We start from the raw sequence: 15,093 nt of genomic DNA on the forward strand, positions 1-15,093 counted from the left end.
GCGGGGGAAGGCGGCCAGCAGCGGGGCCACGTCGCACTGCTCGATCCAGGAGACCTCCGCCTCCTCCTGGACGAACTCGCCGAAGAACAGGGCGCGCAGCGCGGGGAACCGGTCGGCGTGCTCAACCAGCAGGTCGCGCGGCCCCTGCCCGGTCTCCTCTCCCCAGCAGCCGACGACGAGCGCGCTGACCTGCGCGGTGTCGACCTCGTCGAGGAAGTGCGCGAACAGGTCGGCGAACGGCTGGCGGGCGGGGTACATCACGCGCAGCCGCCATGCCGCGGTGCCCGGCGCGGCGAGCGCCGCCGTGTATGCCTCGCTCGGTTCCAGCCGCTCGGGGAGGGGGTGCCCGGTCCGGCGCGCCCACTGCCGGGCTCTGTTCAGTTGCTCCTCTTGGAGGTCGGCGCAGGGGTAGTCCACGACGGGCAGCCCGCCGAACTCGGTGAGGTGCTCGAAGAAGCTCATGGTCGCTTTCCTGTCGGTGTATGCCAGGGCTGCCCCCAGTCAAGCAGCAGGGGCCGACAGGGTGAGCGTGCCACGCCCGGCGGCGCCGCGGCGGCCGGTCCGACGCAGCGGGGTGCCGCGCCGGGCGGCCGGGAGCGGTCCGCCCGGCGCGTGCGGGTCACGGCCGGTGCGCGGCCACCCGGTCGAAGAAGCCGAGCGCCAGCGGCTCGTGCCGGTCGATCACGAATCCCTGGTCCCGGGCGACGTCCACGGGGCGGCGGCGGGGCGCGGTGCCGCGCCGCCGGGCGCGCAGCGGTTCGATCCAGCGGAACGGGGCGCGGGCGTACTCGACGTGGTCGACGAGGAGCAGCCGTCCGCCGGGGCGCAGCACGCGGTGCATCTCGGCGAGGGCGGCGGCCTGGCCGGGGATCTCGCACAGCGCCAGGGTGCAGACGACGGTGTCGAAGTCGGCGTCGGGGAAGGGCAGGTTCCGGGCGTCTCCCTCGTGCAGTTCCACCGGGAAGCCGACCCGGGCGGCGGCGGTGCGGGCGCGGGCCAGCATGTTGGGGCTCAGGTCGATGCCGACCACCTCGGTGACGCCGTCGGGGTAGTGGGCGAGGTTGCGGCCGGTGCCCACGGCCACCTCCAGGACCCGGCCGCGGGCCTGTCGGCACAGCCACTGCCGGGTGTCGCCGATGATCCACCGCTCCGCCCGGGCGCCGTTGTCGTATCCGGCGGCTCTGCGGTCCCAGAGCCGCCGGGTGGTGGCGACCGCCCGGTCCTGCCTGGCGTTGCTGGTCTGTTCGCGCATCGCTCGACCCCCGTCCCGCGTTCGTCCTTGACTCCTGACCCCCAGTGTGGAAGTTAATGTCAACATGAAGTCAAGCAGCGTGGAGCTGTCCATCGGGGAGCTCGCCGAGCGGTTCGGGCTCGCCCCGCACGTGCTGCGGCACTGGGAGTCGGTGGGTCTGCTCCAGCCGTCCCGGCGGGTCAACGGGCGCCGCCGCTACACGCCCGACACCCTGGCGCGGGTCGCGCTGATCCTGCGCGGCAAGGACGCCGGGTTCAGCCTGGAGCAGATGCGGGAGCTGCTCACCGCGCCCGACGGCGCCGCGCGCCGCGCGATGCTGGCCGAGCACCTGGCCGCGCTGGACACCAAGATCGCCCAGTTGCAACTGGCCCGGTCGCTGGTGGAGCACACCCTGGAGTGCACCGCCGAGGACTTCCTGACCTGCCCGAACCTGGCGGCGATGCTGGAGGACCTGGTCGCCTGCGCCCTGCCGCCCCAGGGTCAGGCCGAGCGCAGCCCGTCGTCCTGCGTGTCCGGGACGCTCCGGTAGGCGGACGCCTGGAGCGCGTACAGCTCGGCGTAGAGTCCTCCGGCGGCCATCAACTGCTCGTGGGTGCCGTGGGCGACGACCCTGCCCCGGTCGAGGACGTAGATGCGGTCGGCCATGCGCACGCTGGCCAGGCGGTGGGTGATCAGCACGACCGCGCTGCCGGTGCGGCGGGCGTGCTCGTGGATGGACGCGAACAGCCGGTGCTCGGCGCGGGCGTCCAGCGCGGCGGTGGGCTCGTCGCAGATCAGCAGGGGCGCGTCGCGGTAGAAGCCGCGGGCGGCGGCCAGCCGCTGCCACTGCCCGCCGGACAGCTCCTGTCCCGCGGCGAAACGGCGGTCCAGCAGGGTGTCCCAGCCGTACGCGAGTTCCGCGACGACCTCGTCGGCGCCGGAGAGGCGGGCGGCGTCCCCCAGCCGCCGCTCGTCGTCGGGGCTGCTCATGGTGACGTTGCGGCGGGCCGACAGCGGCCAGTGCGTGTGGTCCTGCGCGACCACCGCGATGCGTCGGCGCAGTTCGTGGGTGTCGACCTCGGCCAGGTCGGTGCCGTCCCAGCGCACCCTGCCCCGCTCGGGCTGGTAGAGCCCGGCGAGCAGTTTGGACAGGGTGGTCTTGCCGGACCCGTTCTCGCCGACCAGCGCGATCGTCTCGCCGCGGTCCAGGTGCAGGCTCACCCCGGCGAGGGCGGGCCGGTCCTTGCCGGGGTAGGTGAAGGTGGCGTCGTCCACGGTGATCCGGTCGAAGCCGGCGGGGGCGGGCCGTCGCGGGGGCGGCGGCAGCCACCGCTGGGCGTGTTCGCAGAAGTCCAGGTAGTCGCGGAAGTACAGGCCGGACTCGTAGGTGCTGTTGACCGCCCGCAGGGTGACGGCCAGCTCGGAGCGGCCGGTGCGGATGGCGAGGACCGCGGTGCCCGCCACCGCCAGCGGCATCACCCCGTTGACCAGCAGCAACCCCAGGACGAGGTAGGTCAGCGCGGTGGCTGCGCCGCTCGCACCGTCGCCGAACAGCCGCACCAGGGCCTGGCGGCGGGCCAGGTCCAACTGCACGTCGCGCTCGTGCCCGGCGATCGCGGCGAACTCGGAGAGCAGGGGTTCGCGCATGGTGTAGGAGCGGACCTCGGCACAGGTGTTGCGGGAGGTCATCAGGTCGTCGAGCATGGCCCGGCGGCGCCGGACGTCGGTGATCGCCATCAGCCAGGTGTAGCGCATGCGGGCCGCGTGCGCCGCCGCCCACCCCTCGGGCACCACGGTGAGCACCAGCAGCGGGAGCAGCACGGGGTGCAGCACGCCGAGCACCCCGGCGGCGGCGCAGATGCCGATGGCCCCGGTGAGGATGTCGACGGTGAAGGTGACGAGGCGTTTGGTCTCGCTGGCGCCGCGCACCGAGGCGCGGAACAGGCGGTCGTGGAAGTCGTTGTCGTCGAAGGCCAGCACCTGCACGGCGGTGGCCAGTTCCATCAGGCGGGTCTCGGCGGCCTGTTCCACGTGCGGTTCCAGGCGCGCCTGCGCCCATCCGGCGGCCGCGGACAGGGCTCCGCGCAGCACGGTCGCGGAGGCGACCAGCACCAGCGCGGGCACTGCGGCGTACACCCGGTCGGGGGTGGGGCCGGCGGCGAAGAGTTCGTCGAGCACCCCCGCGGTGGCGACCAGCGCGACCGCGGTGAAGACCCCGGCGGCGAGGTTGAGGGCGAGGGTGGCCGCGGTGTTGCCGGGTGAGGCCCGCCACGCCAGGGCCAGCGCTCTGCCCACGAGTCCGGGGAGCTGCCCGATCATGCGCGCCCACCCGGTGTGGAGGACCTGCCGGTCGTAGCGGTACCACTCGGGTTCGACCAGTTCGGGCAGTTCCAGCCCGGTCGCCGCCCCGGTGGCCGGGGTTGTCGGTTCTTTTGCGGATTGCGGGGATCGCACGCACCCTCCTGCGCTGCCGGCACCGCCTCGATGATGGCGACGCGCACGGTCGGGTGTGACCGGTTTCCCGGAACGGGCGGGATTAGGGGCGGCCCGAATCCCGCCGCGGCCTCACCGGGTTTCCAGGTCGGCCCGGTACCAGTCGGTTCCGCACAGGGCGTGCAGTTCGGCGCCGTGGCCGGTGAACCGGGTCTGTGCCGGGGCGGGGCTCCCGTCGGGGAGGCGGACCCGGCCGGTGCCGGTGGTGGCCGCCTTCCCGGCGGACCGTTCCAGGAACACGACCCGGTTGTGGTCGGTGTCGTAACCCCCGACCAGGGCGACGCGGTCGCCGTGCACCGCGAGGGCCTGCGCGGGCACGCCCGCGGGCCACGCCTCCGCCCGGCCGTCGCAGATCCGCACCACCGGGAAAGCGTCGTAGTAGCAGGTCCACGTCTCGGTGTCGGTGACGTTCAGCGCGTAGCAGTCGGCGATGAACCCCGCTTCCTCGGGGGGTTCGTACCGCCAGGTCTGCCGCAGGTCGGCGTCGAAGCGGACCAGGCCGGGCGCGCCGATCGGGTCGTCCCACCCCAGGTTGCCGAACACGCCCTCGTCGAAGTAGCCGACCCAGACGTCCCCCGCGGTGGTGGTGCGCACGTGTTCGATGCCGTCGCCCAGGACACCGGTGCGGACCGGGGTGCCGTCGGGGTCGTGGACGGCGGCGTTGTGCTCGGGGTCGCCGCCGCGTCTGCGGCACCGTGCCCCCACGACCAGGAGGCGGCCGTCGGGCAGCGGCTGCACGCTCGGGAAGCCGATCCGCAGCTCCCGCAGCGTCACGACCCGCTGCATCCGGGGCGCGTACTCGGCGACACGCACTTCGACCGGCCGTGCCGTCCGGGGGTCGGGGAAGGAGGCCCCGCCGCTGCCGCGGGTCCGGCCGAACAGCGCCTCCCGGTCCTCGGGGCGGGCCCACAGCGCGACCATCGTCCCCTGCGGTCCGAGGTCGGCGGAGACCAGCACGTCGCCTTCGACGGGGGGTGCCAGCCGTCCGTGCCGCCGCAGCACCAGGGAAGTGTCGCGTTCCGTTTCGTTGCTCACCCGGTGAGCGTTCCAGAACCGCGGTTGGCGGCTCAACGGGATTTCCGGGCGGATCGGGGGTGCGGGACGGGGGCCGCTGTCCCCACCGCCCCGGTTCTTCTCCGGCTCCCGGTGCGCGGGCTTCCGTTCGGCTGTCGCCGGCTACCGCTCCAGTGCCGCCGCCGTTCGCCCCGCGTCCCAGGAGCGAACCGCATGCACTCCCCCTCTTCTCGCAGGTCGCCTACTGCGCGGGCTGGTCCGCGTCGACCGCCTCGATCGTCGGCCCGATCAGTCCGGCCACGGCCCGGGAGCGCGACTCGCGCGGCGAGCCGTACGCCGTCGTGCTCGGCGACGCGGCGGGCACACCGCTGGTCCTGCTGGAGATCTCCTGGCGGGACGCCCACTGCGGGGTGTGGACGCTGGACGGGCGCCGCCGCACCGCCCACCACCGGTTCGTCCGCGACGGCGACCGGTTGCTGCTGATCCGCAGCCGCGAGTGGCGCTACGCCGAGGAGGACCCCGAGTTCCACGACGGGGCGTGGTACCGGGAGCGGGAGTACGAGGTGGACGGCTCCCACACCCAACTGCTCCGCCCGCACGGTGAGCGGGGCAGCTTCCGGCAGGACCGGGACCGCAACCCCGACAGCACGGTCCACCGTCGCACCCCGGCCTTCGGGGACTGGGCGGACCTGGCGATGCTGCACCCCGCCGTGGTATCCCCGCCCGCCCTGACGGAGGCGGCGGCGGAGGACGCCCCGGTCGAGGCGCCCTGGTCTCCCCCGCGGCCGCTGCGGTTCGAGCACGCCGACGCCCTGTTCCGACCGGGGGCGGTGTTCCGGTCCGGCCACTGGACGGGGCGGACCGCGCGCGTCGAGGTGCACGACGCGGGCGTGCTGCGGCTTCCCACCGGCCGCGTCGTCGCCTGCGACCCGACGAGCGTCTGGGAGAGGACCGAGCCCTACACCGTGCCCGTCCCGGTCGGCGACCACCCGGTGGCGCTGTCGGCGGTCCGGTTCGACGACGATCCCACGCACGTGCGCGCCGCCGCCGCGCGGGTGGTGTTCGCCGACGTCCCCGTGGCCTCGTGGGAGCCGGCGACGCTGCCGGGGCAGGACCCGAGGCGGCTCGACGACGGCGAGTTCTTCGGGTTCGGTGTGGACGGCGGCATCGGCTGCTTCTTCGACGCCGCCGCCCTGCCCCACTTCCTGAAGCTGATGGAGGACTTCGACCGGTACACGGACGTCTTCCTCGGAGACAACCCCGAGGGAATCGAGGTGCAGGGCGAGCGGACGCTCAGCATCACCGACCCGGACAGCGGCGCGAACCTCGTCGCGTTCTCCTCGGGATGGGGGGACGGCAGCTACCCGGTGTGGGCGGGCCGGGACGCCGACGGGCGGGTGTGCCGCCTGGTCGCCGACCTGCTCGTGGTCAACGGCGCCACCCTCCTGGGGTGAGGGCCGCGCGGCCCCGTTCGCCGTGGGGAAAGACCCGAACGGGGGCCGCGCGGCGGCTTGCCCGGGGATCAGCCGGGGAAGACCACGTCACTGCAGGCGTAGAACGTCTGGTCGTAGTGGCTGGCCTTCCAGATCATGTAGACGACGTGGCGGCCGGTGCGTCCGGGGGCGTGTACGTCGATGTCGATGGACACCCCGTTGAGGGGGTAGCTGTTCTCGGGGCGTCCCTCGCCGGGCGCGAGGAGGCCGGTGTCGGCGACGAGTTCCAGGTCGTCCCAGCCGAGCGGTTCGGTGACGGGGTCGTAGCCCTGCTCGGTGACGTAGATCCGGATGTAGTCGGCGCCGTGGTGGGCCTGGTCGTGCACGGTGACGGTGAAGTCGTTGTCGACCTCGGTGGCGTGCCACTCACCGGGCACGTCGAGTGCGGCGTAGCGGTCGCCGCCGGTGCGGCCCGCGCTGCACAGTTGTCCGTCGGGGATGGCGGCCTGGTGGTTGCCCGCGACGTGCTCGCGGTACAGGCCGTTCCAGTTCCACATGGCGGTGGTGTCGGCCTGCCAGGCCTGCCAGCACATGGGGTCCTCGGTGGCCATGTCGGGCGACTGGAAGTCGCTGCCCCACCGCTCCCAGCAGCCGTAGTTGCGGGACGGCGGGTCGATGGTGGAGCCGTGCGCGGACGCGGTGCCGACCATGACGGTGGAGAGCAGCAGCGTGGCCGCCGAGGCCACGACGAGTGCGCGCCGCCCGAGGCGGCGTCGGATCTGTCCTGCGGAAGGCAAGGGACCTCCTCCGAAGCGGGGTTTTCGGTGGTGTGCTCCCGCTGGGATAGTAGGACCGTAAGCTCTGCGTAATCAAGACATAACAGTACGGAAAACTCTTTTCCGTGACGGGACCGTCACACCCGACCGTCCTCCCGCAGGTGGCGCCACTCGACAGGACCGCCGCGGGCGGGAGTCCTCGGCGGAGGACTCCCGCCGCCGTCACCCCGTGGCGGACGAGAAGCCCCCGACCGTGCCCGTTTGCGGCGGCGTCGGCGCGTCCGGCACCGGGGGCAGGAACCGAACGGAGGGCCTGCCGTCCGGCCCGTCGCGGGTCACCACGGTCCGGACGCCGTAGACGTCGGCGATCAGCTCCTCGGTGAGCACCTGCCCGGGCGTGCCCGCCGCGACGGCGCGGCCGTGCTTGAGGACCAGCAGGTGGTCGCAGAACATCGCCGCGAGGTTGAGGTCGTGCAGCGCGACCACGCTGGTGAGCGGCAGCCGCGCGACGAGCGCGAGCAACTCCAGTTGGTGCTGGATGTCCAGGTGGTTGGTCGGCTCGTCCAGCAGCAGTTCGCGCGGCTGCTGGGCGAGGGCCCGGGCGATCTGCACCCGCTGGCGCTCTCCGCCGGAGAGCGTGTGCCAGGACTGTTCGGCCCGCTCCTCCAGACGGGTCCGCCGGATGGCCTCGCGCACCGCCTCCTCGTCCCTGGCGGAAAGGACCCCCCAGGGGCGCCGGTGGGGAGTCCGCCCCAGGCGCACCACGTCGAGGACGGTCATGTGGACCTGGGTGGTGGCGTGCTGTTCGACGACGGCGACGCGCCGCGCGACAGCCCTGCGGCCCAGTTCCCTCAGGGGGTTCCCGTCGAGCCGGACGACCCCTGACGACGTCGGCCGCACTCCGGCGAGCAGGCGCAGCAGCGTCGACTTGCCCGAACCGTTGGGGCCGAGCAGCCCCAGGGTCTCACCCGGGCGGGGTTCGAGGCTGACCCCGTCGACGATGATCCTGCCGCCTGCCGTCCACGAGACGTTCTCGGCGCTCAGTCCCACGCCGTCACCTCCTTCGGCACGTTCACGTTCCCCTCCGCACCCGGTAGAGGACGACCGCGAAGGCGGGCACCCCGACCAGTGAGGTCACCACCCCCACGGGGATCTCCTGCGGGTCCATCGCGGTACGGGCGACGGTGTCGACCCACACCAGGAAGACCGCTCCCGCCAGGGCGGTGGTGGGCAGCAGGCGCCGGTGCCCGGAACCGACGACGGCGCGCACGGCGTGCGGCAGCACCAGCCCCACGAACCCGATCGCTCCGGCCACGCTCACCAGCACCGCGGTCAGCAGGGCGGTGGCGGTGAGCAGCAGCAGCCGGACGCGGGTGACGGAGACCCCGAGGGAGGCCGCCGCGTCGCTGCCGAAGGCGAACGCGTCCAGCGCGGTGGCGGTGTAGACGGCCACGGCCAGCACCGCGCCCAGGACGGCGGCGCCCGTGATGACGTCGTTCCAGTTCGCGCCGCTGAGCGAGCCCAGCAGCCAGAACAGCACGCCGCGGGTCTGCTCGGCGTCGGCGGAGGAGATCACGATGAACGACGTCAACGCCGAGAACAACTGCATGGCGGCGACCCCGGAGAGGACGAGGCGGTCGGTGGTGCCGCCGGAGGCGTAGCCGAGCAGCAGCACGCAGGCGAAGGAGCACAGCGCTCCCGCGAAGGCGCCCACGGACAGCGACACCGCCCCGCCGCCCACTCCGAGGACCACCACCAGGACCGCCCCTGTCGAGGCGCCCGAGGAGACACCGAGCAGGAAGGGGTCGGCGAGCGGGTTGCGCAGCAGGGACTGCAGGACGGCTCCGCACAGTCCCAGCCCCGCCCCGCACACCGCGGCGAGCAGGGTGCGGGGCAGCCGCAGGTCCCAGATGATCCCCTCGCGGATGGGGGTGAGGGAGGACTCGCCCCCGCCGAGCCGGGAGACGACGACCGCCCAGACGTCGCGGACGGCGATGTCGGCGGGGCCGATCGTGATCGCCGTGGCGACGGAGAGCGCGAGCAGGGCGAGACCGCCCGCCCACAGCAGCAGAACCCCCCGGAGTCCGAGCCTGGCCACCGGGTCAGTCCGCGAGGCCGAGGTCGCGCAGGCCCTGGGCGACCTTCTCGATTCCCTCGACGGTGCGGATCGACGGGTTCATGGCGGCGCCGCTGAGCAGGATGTAGCGCTCGTTGCGGACCGCGTCCATGTGCCGGGTGACCGGATTGCCCTCCAGGAAGCGGATCTTGGCCTCCGCCGTCTCCGCGGTCTGGCTCTCGCGGGTGAGGTCGCCGATGACGAGGACGTCCGGGTTGCGGTCGGCGACGGTCTCCCAGTTGATCTGGGGCCACTCGGCGTAGGTGTCGTCGAAGACGTTCTCGGCGCCGACCGCCTCGGTGATGATGCCGGGGGCGCCGCAGCAGCCCGCCATGTAGGGGGATTCGGAGTTGGCGAACCAGTAGAGGACGGTGACCCCGGAGGCGTCGATGCCGGCGGTGGCGGTGTCGACGCGTTCTTGGAGTTCAGCGACGAGTTCCTCCCCGCGCTCCTCGACCCCGAAGACCGTCGCGAGGTCGCGCACCTCCCCGTAGACGGTGTCCAGCGCCAGCGGTTCCTCGCGGACGCCGTCACCGGCGCCCTCGTTGGACTTGACGCAGTCGGCCGGGGACAGGTAGGTGGGCACCCCGAGGTTCTCGAAGTCCTCGCGCGTGGCGACCCCGCCCTCGCTGAGGGTGGAGACGAACGACGCGGAGACGAAGTCGGGCTCCTCCTCCAGGACCCGCTCGAACGACGGCGCGTTGTCCGCCAGCCGGGGGACGGTGGCGTTGGCCTCCTCCAGTCCCTCGGCGACCGGGTCGGTCCAGGTCGCGGTCCCCACCATGCGGTCGGCCAGGCCGAGGGAGAGCAGGATCTCGGTGGAGCCCTGGTTGAGGGAGACCGCCCGCTCGGGCGGGGCTTCGACGGTGACTTCCCGACCACAGTTCTCGATGGTCCTGGGGTAGCCTTCGGCGGTGCCGGCGGGGGATTCGGTCGCTTCCGTGCCGCACGCGGCGAGCAGGAGCAGGGGAGGCAGGGCGAGCGCGGACAGGACACGTCGCGGTGAGGGCATGGCTGTTCCTCTGTGCGTGAGGCTCGTGCGCGGAGCCTGGCGGCTGTTCGGTCTCCGTCCGCCGCGCGGGCGGCCGGAGGGTGCCAGCAGGTCTTCGGGCTCGGGTTCATCCGAGCGGGACGCCTTCCCAGAGACTGCTCCAGTGGCCGATGTCCCGCCCGTCCCCCACACCGCTGCGCGTCAGCTCCGGATTCGCACCGGATTCCCTGGCCCAACCGTGGGTCGACTGGCAGCAGCAAGCTATCACGGGGGCCGTCCGGGCCCGCCGGGGCCTTCCCCTTGCCCATCCCGTCGGGGCCGAGCGGCCACCCCGGCGGCTCGGACAGGACCCTCGCGGCCGGTGCGCGGGCTGGCCCCGTCCTGTCCGCCGGGCGCGTGCTCTCTTGCGGCCGGCACCGTGTCCGCAGCACTCCCGGCAGCGCGGTCGCGGGGCGACGGGTCAGGGGCGGGTCCGCCCGGAGCGGTCTCCCGCCGCACCGCGGCCGCTCACTCCGACGGTTCGGGCAGGTCTCCGCAGTCGACCTGGGGGTTGGCCCCCATGTAGTTGAGCGGGCCCGCGACGACGGTGACGAAGGTGGTGCCGATCGACGCGCAGTTCTGCTCGGAGGTGCTGAAGTAGCCGCGCTGCCAGGCCGCCAGGGCTCCGATGGCCAGCCACACGAGGACGATGAGTGTTGCCAGACCGCGCACTGTTCCTCCTGGGGGGTCGACGGTTGTGGTGGACGCGCCACTACCCGGGGGACACGGGAGCATCCGCGGAAGGGGCGGAAGAGGATGGTCCGTTCACCGGACAATCCGGAAAAGACCTGGTTGCTAGCCTCGTCCTATGACCACGAGCGTGCCCACCCGGACTGTCGCGGACCTGTCCTACCTGCTCTCCCACACCAGTTACGTGCTGGCGACCCGGCTGGCGGCCGCCCTCACCGAGATCGGGACCACACCCCGCGTCCACTGCGTGCTGTACCACGCCATGGAGGCCGAGCGCACGCAGATCGAACTGGCCGAGCTCTCCGACCTGGACAAGACCACGATGGTGGTCACCGTGGACGAGCTGGAGCGGGCCGGGCTCGCCGAGCGCCGCCCGTCGAGCCGGGACCGGCGGGCGCGGATCATCCACGTCACGCCGGAGGGGGAGCGGCTCGTCGCCCGGGCGACCGAGATCGCCGACCGGGTGCACCGCGAGGTCCTCGACTCACTGCCCGAGGAGCAGCGGGAGGTGTTCCTGTCCGCGCTCACCCGCCTGGCCGAGGGGTACCTGGCCACCCCGGTGGAGACGCCGACACCGGTGCGGCGGAGCCGCCAACGCCGAAACTAGTTCCGAACTAGATCGTCTACAACAAAACAATCTGCTACGGTTCCTTCTGTTGTCTTTCGACAGAGAGGAACCAGCCATGCCCTCCTCCCCTCCCCGTGCGCGCTGGCTGGCGCTGGCGGCGCTGTGCACGGGAACGCTGATGATCGTCCTCGACGGCAGCGTCGTCACCGTGGCCCTGCCGCAGATCCAGCGCGACCTGGCCTTCTCCCCCGCCGACCTCACCTGGACCGTCAACGCCTACCTGATCGCGTTCGGCGGCCTGCTGCTGTTCGCCGGACGCCTCGGCGACCTGCTCGGCCACGGCAGAGTGTTCGTGGCGGGCCTGCTGCTGTTCACCGCCGCGTCGCTGCTGTGCGGCCTGGCCACCGGCCAGGCGGTGCTCGTCGCCGCGCGGTTCCTCCAGGGCGTGGGCGCCGCCGCGGTCTCGGCCGTGGGCCTGGGCATGACCGCCACCCTCTTCCCCGAGCCGGGCGAGCGCGCGAAGGCGTTCGGCGTCTTCGGCTTCGTCGGCGCGGCCGGGGCCTCGATCGGCCAGGTCCTCGGCGGCCTCCTCACCGAGGCGTTCGGCTGGCCCTGGATCTTCTTCGTCAACCTGCCCTTCGGCGTCGCCGTCGGCCTGCTGTCCCTGCGGGTGCTGGACCTCGGGCGCGGCCCGGGACTGCGCGCGGGAGCCGACGCGCTCGGCGCGGTCCTGGCCACCGGCGGCCTGATGCTCGGCATCGCCACGATCGTCGCCACCGACCCGCACGGCTGGGCCTCGGTGCGCACGGTCGGCGGCGGACTCCTCGCGGTCGCCCTGCTCGCGGCGTTCGCGGTCCGCCAGTCCCGGGCGGCCGCCCCGCTGCTCCCGCCGCGCGTGTTCCGCACACGCGCGGTCCCCGTCGCCAACCTGGCCCAACTGCTGACGCTCTCCGCGATGTTCGGAGTCCAGATCCTCGCCGCCCTCTATCTTCAGGACGTGCTCGGCTACGGGGCGCTGGCCACCGGCGCGGCGATGCTCCCGGCGGCCGTGGCGATCGGGGCCGCCTCCCTCTTCCTGGCGCCCCGCCTCATCGCCCGCCTCGGCGAGCGGACCGTACTGCTCACCGGACTGGGCCTGCTGGTCGCGGCGTTCGTCCTGTTCACCCGCCTGACCCCGCACGCCGGGTACGTGACGCACGTGCTGCCGACGATGCTGCTGCTGGGCGGCTTCGGCCTGGTGCTCCCCTCGCTCACCGCCCTGGGCATGTCCGGGGCCTCCCCCGAGGACGCCGGAGTGGTCTCGGGGCTGTTCAACACCGGTCGGCAGGTCGGCAGCGCACTCGGCGTCGCGGTGCTGTCCACGCTGGCCGCCGCACGCGCCGATGCCCTGCTCGCCGCGGGGCAGTCCACGGCGCAGGCGCTGACCGGCGGCTACACGCTCGCCTTCGGGACCGCCGCGGGCCTGGTGGCCGCGGCGTTCGTCCTCGTCGCGGCCCTGCTGCGGCGGCCGCGGCGCACAGCCGCCGCAGCCGCGCCGGTCGGCACGTCCCGCCCGGCGGCCTGAGTGCCGCCCGGCACGGGCGTGCTGCCCGCGCCGGGCGGCGCTCCTTTTCCTTTTCCGAAGAAAAAGTATTGACGGAACTCCCGGGAAATCGTCTCCTGGAATTGTCCGAACGATTCTGGACCGCGGAGACGTGATGACCGCTCTCTCCCACGGAGCCCCCCTCACCCACAGACAGCCGCCGAGGAACCGAAAATTCACCGAACAGATCGCCGCCAATTTCCTGCTGGACGCCTCCGCTTGCGGGGAGTCCGCATCCGGTGACGGGGAGCGGCTGCGCGGGCCGCTGCGGACACTGCTGCGGAGCATGGGCGCTCTGCTGGGGATTCCCGTCACCCTGCACGAGGAGGAACGGCTCTCCGTACCCGGGGGGCGGCTGGTTTTCGGGGTGTACGCCAATAGTGTTTCCAGCGGTCCGGATTACCGCATCGGCGATGTGGAAATCCGCTCCCCCGGAAGTCCGGAACTCTCCGGCGCCCCCGCGGACGGAGACGGCGGGAACCGGTGGGAGGGGTTCTGGGAGCTGCCCAACATTCTCTGCACCGACGGTTCCGAGTGGTCGCTTTTCCGCCGCGGAACGCAGCGGGGGCCGACCGTGGTCCTCCCGCAATTCCCCGGGGAGCCGGCGGCGCGTATTCCCGCCGCGGAGTTCGAAGTGCTGCTCTGGGAATTCCTGTCGTGGCGGCCGGACGGCGACCGCCCGGCCTCCGTCCTGCTGCGCAACCCCCGCGGCGAGGCGCGGCCGGACGCCTCCGACCAGGGAGAAGTGCGCGTCCCCCGGCCGACCCTCCCCCCGGACGACAGCGCCGGGACCACCTCCCGGGCACCGCGGGAGCTGCCCGCGCCCCGCACCGCGCCCCGCACCGCGCCGCGGCCGCCGCAGTGGCGGTCGCTGCCGACCGTGGACGACCTGCTGCCGTGGCACCAGCCCGGTGTGGCGGCGCGCCGGGCGTGGATGTACGCCCCCGAAGCGCGGACGCTGCGGCGCCGCTGGCAGCAACTGGTCTCGGCCCCGCCCAGGCAGCAGGACCTGCTGCTGCGCACGGACAAGTCGCCGCCCCGCCCCGGCACCGCGGGAGGGCCGGCGGCCTCCCCCGCCGTGCGCCCGGTCCTCTACCGGGCCTTCGACCGCCGCTACCTGCTCGCCGAGGAGCTCTGCCTGGACCGGCCGCGCCCCCACCTGTGGCAGGTCTGCGGCCCCCGGCAGATCTTCGTGGTCGAACAGCACACCCGCCCCGTCACCACCGGTCCGGGACTGCTCTTCAGCGCCCTCGTCCCGGACGCGGACTGCTTCGACGGCCAGGGCGGCCGGGTGCTGCCGCTGTACCGCGACCCCGAGGGCGGCGTCCCCAACCTGACCCCGGGGCTGCTGCCGTACCTGGCGGCCCGGCTGGGCACGCCGGTCTCCCCGGGCGACCTGGTCGCCTACCTGGCCGCGGTGGTCGCCCACCCCGGCTACTCGGCCGCGTTCCGCGACCGGCTGGCGGTGTCCGGCGTCCGGGTGCCGCTGACCCGCGACCCGCGGCTGTGGCGGGAGGCCGTCGCGCTCGGCCGCGAGGTGGTGCGCCACCACACCTTCGGGCAGCGCTCCCCCGACCCCGCGGCCGCCGACCCGCCGGGGCTGTTCCGGCTTCCGGTCAGCGAACGACCGCAGGTGGCCGTGGCGGTCCCCGGCTCCCCCACCGCGTTCCCCAACCGGATCCGGCACGACTGCGACACCGGGGCGGGCGGCAGGCGGCTGTACGTGGGCGGCGGCGTCATCGCCCCGGTCCGCCCCGAGGTGTGGCGCTACGACGTGGGCGGAATGCGCGTGGTCCACAACTGGTTCGCCGCCCGCCGCCGCACCCCCCGCGGCGGCGGCACCTCGCCGCTGGACGGCATCCGCCCCGACCGCTGGAGCCCGCGCCGCACCGAGGAGCTGGTGACGCTGCTGACCGTGCTGACCTGCCTGGTGCGGCTCGCCCCCCGCCAGGCGGACCTGCTGTCCCGTATCCGCTCGGCCCCGCTGGTCACGGTCGCCGACCTCACCGCGGCGGGCGTCCTCCCGGTCCCCGAGGGCGCGCGCAGGCCGCCCCCGCTGGGCGGGCAGCTGGAGCTGCCGCTGGACTGACGGACACGGCGGCACGTCACTGCGGACGGCCGCGGGCGGCGCCCGTGCGACAGCGGTCCTGCCGGACCCCC

General features: G+C 73.6%; 13 protein-coding genes, 1 pseudogene and 1 riboswitch. Of the genes and pseudogenes, 5 read left to right on the forward strand and 9 right to left on the reverse strand.

Annotated elements, in window-relative coordinates:
• A pseudogene (locus tag AC529_RS20280) lies at positions 1-462 on the reverse strand (STM4015 family protein); the annotation flags it as partial.
• Between the two features lie 157 nt (positions 463-619).
• Positions 620-1,252, reverse strand: coding sequence for a class I SAM-dependent methyltransferase (locus AC529_RS01380; RefSeq protein ID WP_068753106.1), 633 nt, complete (start codon positions 1,250-1,252; stop codon positions 620-622).
• Positions 1,253-1,316: 64 nt separating this feature from the next.
• On the opposite strand from AC529_RS01380, the gene AC529_RS01385 reads away from it, so the two are divergent.
• Positions 1,317-1,781, forward strand: a complete 465-nt coding sequence (locus AC529_RS01385; protein WP_068753107.1) for a helix-turn-helix domain-containing protein — start codon at positions 1,317-1,319, stop codon at positions 1,779-1,781.
• On the opposite strand, the gene AC529_RS01390 is transcribed toward AC529_RS01385, so the two are convergent.
• Together AC529_RS01390 and AC529_RS01395 are read right to left on the reverse strand one after the other, a co-directional pair.
• Positions 1,733-3,685 carry an ABC transporter ATP-binding protein gene (locus AC529_RS01390; RefSeq protein ID WP_068753108.1) on the reverse strand — a complete coding sequence of 651 codons (1,953 nt, stop codon included), beginning with the start codon at positions 3,683-3,685 and terminating at the stop codon, positions 1,733-1,735. The two genes, AC529_RS01385 and AC529_RS01390, sit on opposite strands and share 49 nt — an antisense overlap.
• Before the next feature lie 111 nt (positions 3,686-3,796).
• Positions 3,797-4,759: a hypothetical protein gene (locus tag AC529_RS01395; protein WP_068753109.1), complete on the reverse strand. Its 963-nt coding sequence runs from the start codon at positions 4,757-4,759 to the stop codon at positions 3,797-3,799.
• 152 nt (positions 4,760-4,911) lie between these two features.
• Here AC529_RS01395 and AC529_RS01400 point away from each other — a divergent pair, with 152 nt between their 5' ends.
• Positions 4,912-6,192 (forward strand): DUF4241 domain-containing protein, encoded by a 1,281-nt coding sequence (locus AC529_RS01400; RefSeq protein ID WP_068753110.1) that lies wholly within the window; start codon positions 4,912-4,914, stop codon positions 6,190-6,192.
• Between the two features lie 68 nt (positions 6,193-6,260).
• On the opposite strand, the gene AC529_RS01405 is transcribed toward AC529_RS01400, so the two are convergent.
• The 5 genes from AC529_RS01405 to AC529_RS01425 form a co-directional block, all read right to left on the reverse strand.
• On the reverse strand, positions 6,261-6,968 hold the full coding sequence (locus AC529_RS01405) for a lytic polysaccharide monooxygenase auxiliary activity family 9 protein (RefSeq protein WP_232306521.1): 708 nt from the start codon (positions 6,966-6,968) through the stop codon (positions 6,261-6,263).
• Positions 6,969-7,169: 201 nt separating this feature from the next.
• Positions 7,170-7,997 carry an ABC transporter ATP-binding protein gene (locus AC529_RS01410; protein ID WP_083947848.1) on the reverse strand — a complete coding sequence of 276 codons (828 nt, stop codon included), beginning with the start codon at positions 7,995-7,997 and terminating at the stop codon, positions 7,170-7,172.
• 22 nt (positions 7,998-8,019) lie between these two features.
• The gene (locus AC529_RS01415; RefSeq protein ID WP_068753111.1) at positions 8,020-9,045 is read right to left on the reverse strand and encodes a FecCD family ABC transporter permease; all 1,026 of its coding nucleotides are present in this window, start codon (positions 9,043-9,045) and stop codon (positions 8,020-8,022) included.
• A 4-nt stretch (positions 9,046-9,049) separates the two neighbouring features.
• On the reverse strand, positions 9,050-10,075 hold the full coding sequence (locus AC529_RS01420; RefSeq protein ID WP_068753112.1) for an ABC transporter substrate-binding protein: 1,026 nt from the start codon (positions 10,073-10,075) through the stop codon (positions 9,050-9,052).
• Between the two features lie 68 nt (positions 10,076-10,143).
• A riboswitch (cobalamin riboswitch) is annotated at positions 10,144-10,321 on the reverse strand.
• A 240-nt stretch (positions 10,322-10,561) separates the two neighbouring features.
• Positions 10,562-10,765 carry a hypothetical protein gene (locus AC529_RS01425; RefSeq protein WP_068753113.1) on the reverse strand — a complete coding sequence of 68 codons (204 nt, stop codon included), beginning with the start codon at positions 10,763-10,765 and terminating at the stop codon, positions 10,562-10,564.
• A 136-nt stretch (positions 10,766-10,901) separates the two neighbouring features.
• On the opposite strand from AC529_RS01425, the gene AC529_RS01430 reads away from it, so the two are divergent.
• The 3 genes from AC529_RS01430 (at position 10,902) to AC529_RS01440 (ending at position 15,022) form a co-directional block, all read left to right on the forward strand.
• Complete coding sequence (locus AC529_RS01430) at positions 10,902-11,390, forward strand: MarR family winged helix-turn-helix transcriptional regulator (RefSeq protein ID WP_068753114.1); 489 nt, start codon at positions 10,902-10,904, stop codon at positions 11,388-11,390.
• Between the two features lie 76 nt (positions 11,391-11,466).
• On the forward strand, positions 11,467-12,915 hold the full coding sequence (locus AC529_RS01435; RefSeq protein ID WP_068753115.1) for an MFS transporter: 1,449 nt from the start codon (positions 11,467-11,469) through the stop codon (positions 12,913-12,915).
• 652 nt (positions 12,916-13,567) lie between these two features.
• The gene (locus AC529_RS01440) at positions 13,568-15,022 is read left to right on the forward strand and encodes a type ISP restriction/modification enzyme (RefSeq protein WP_157080020.1); all 1,455 of its coding nucleotides are present in this window, start codon (positions 13,568-13,570) and stop codon (positions 15,020-15,022) included.
• Positions 15,023-15,093: the final 71 nt, after the last annotated feature.

Source organism: Thermobifida cellulosilytica TB100 (assembly GCF_001517975.1).
GTDB classification, from domain to species: Bacteria; Actinomycetota; Actinomycetes; order Streptosporangiales; family Streptosporangiaceae; genus Thermobifida; species Thermobifida cellulosilytica.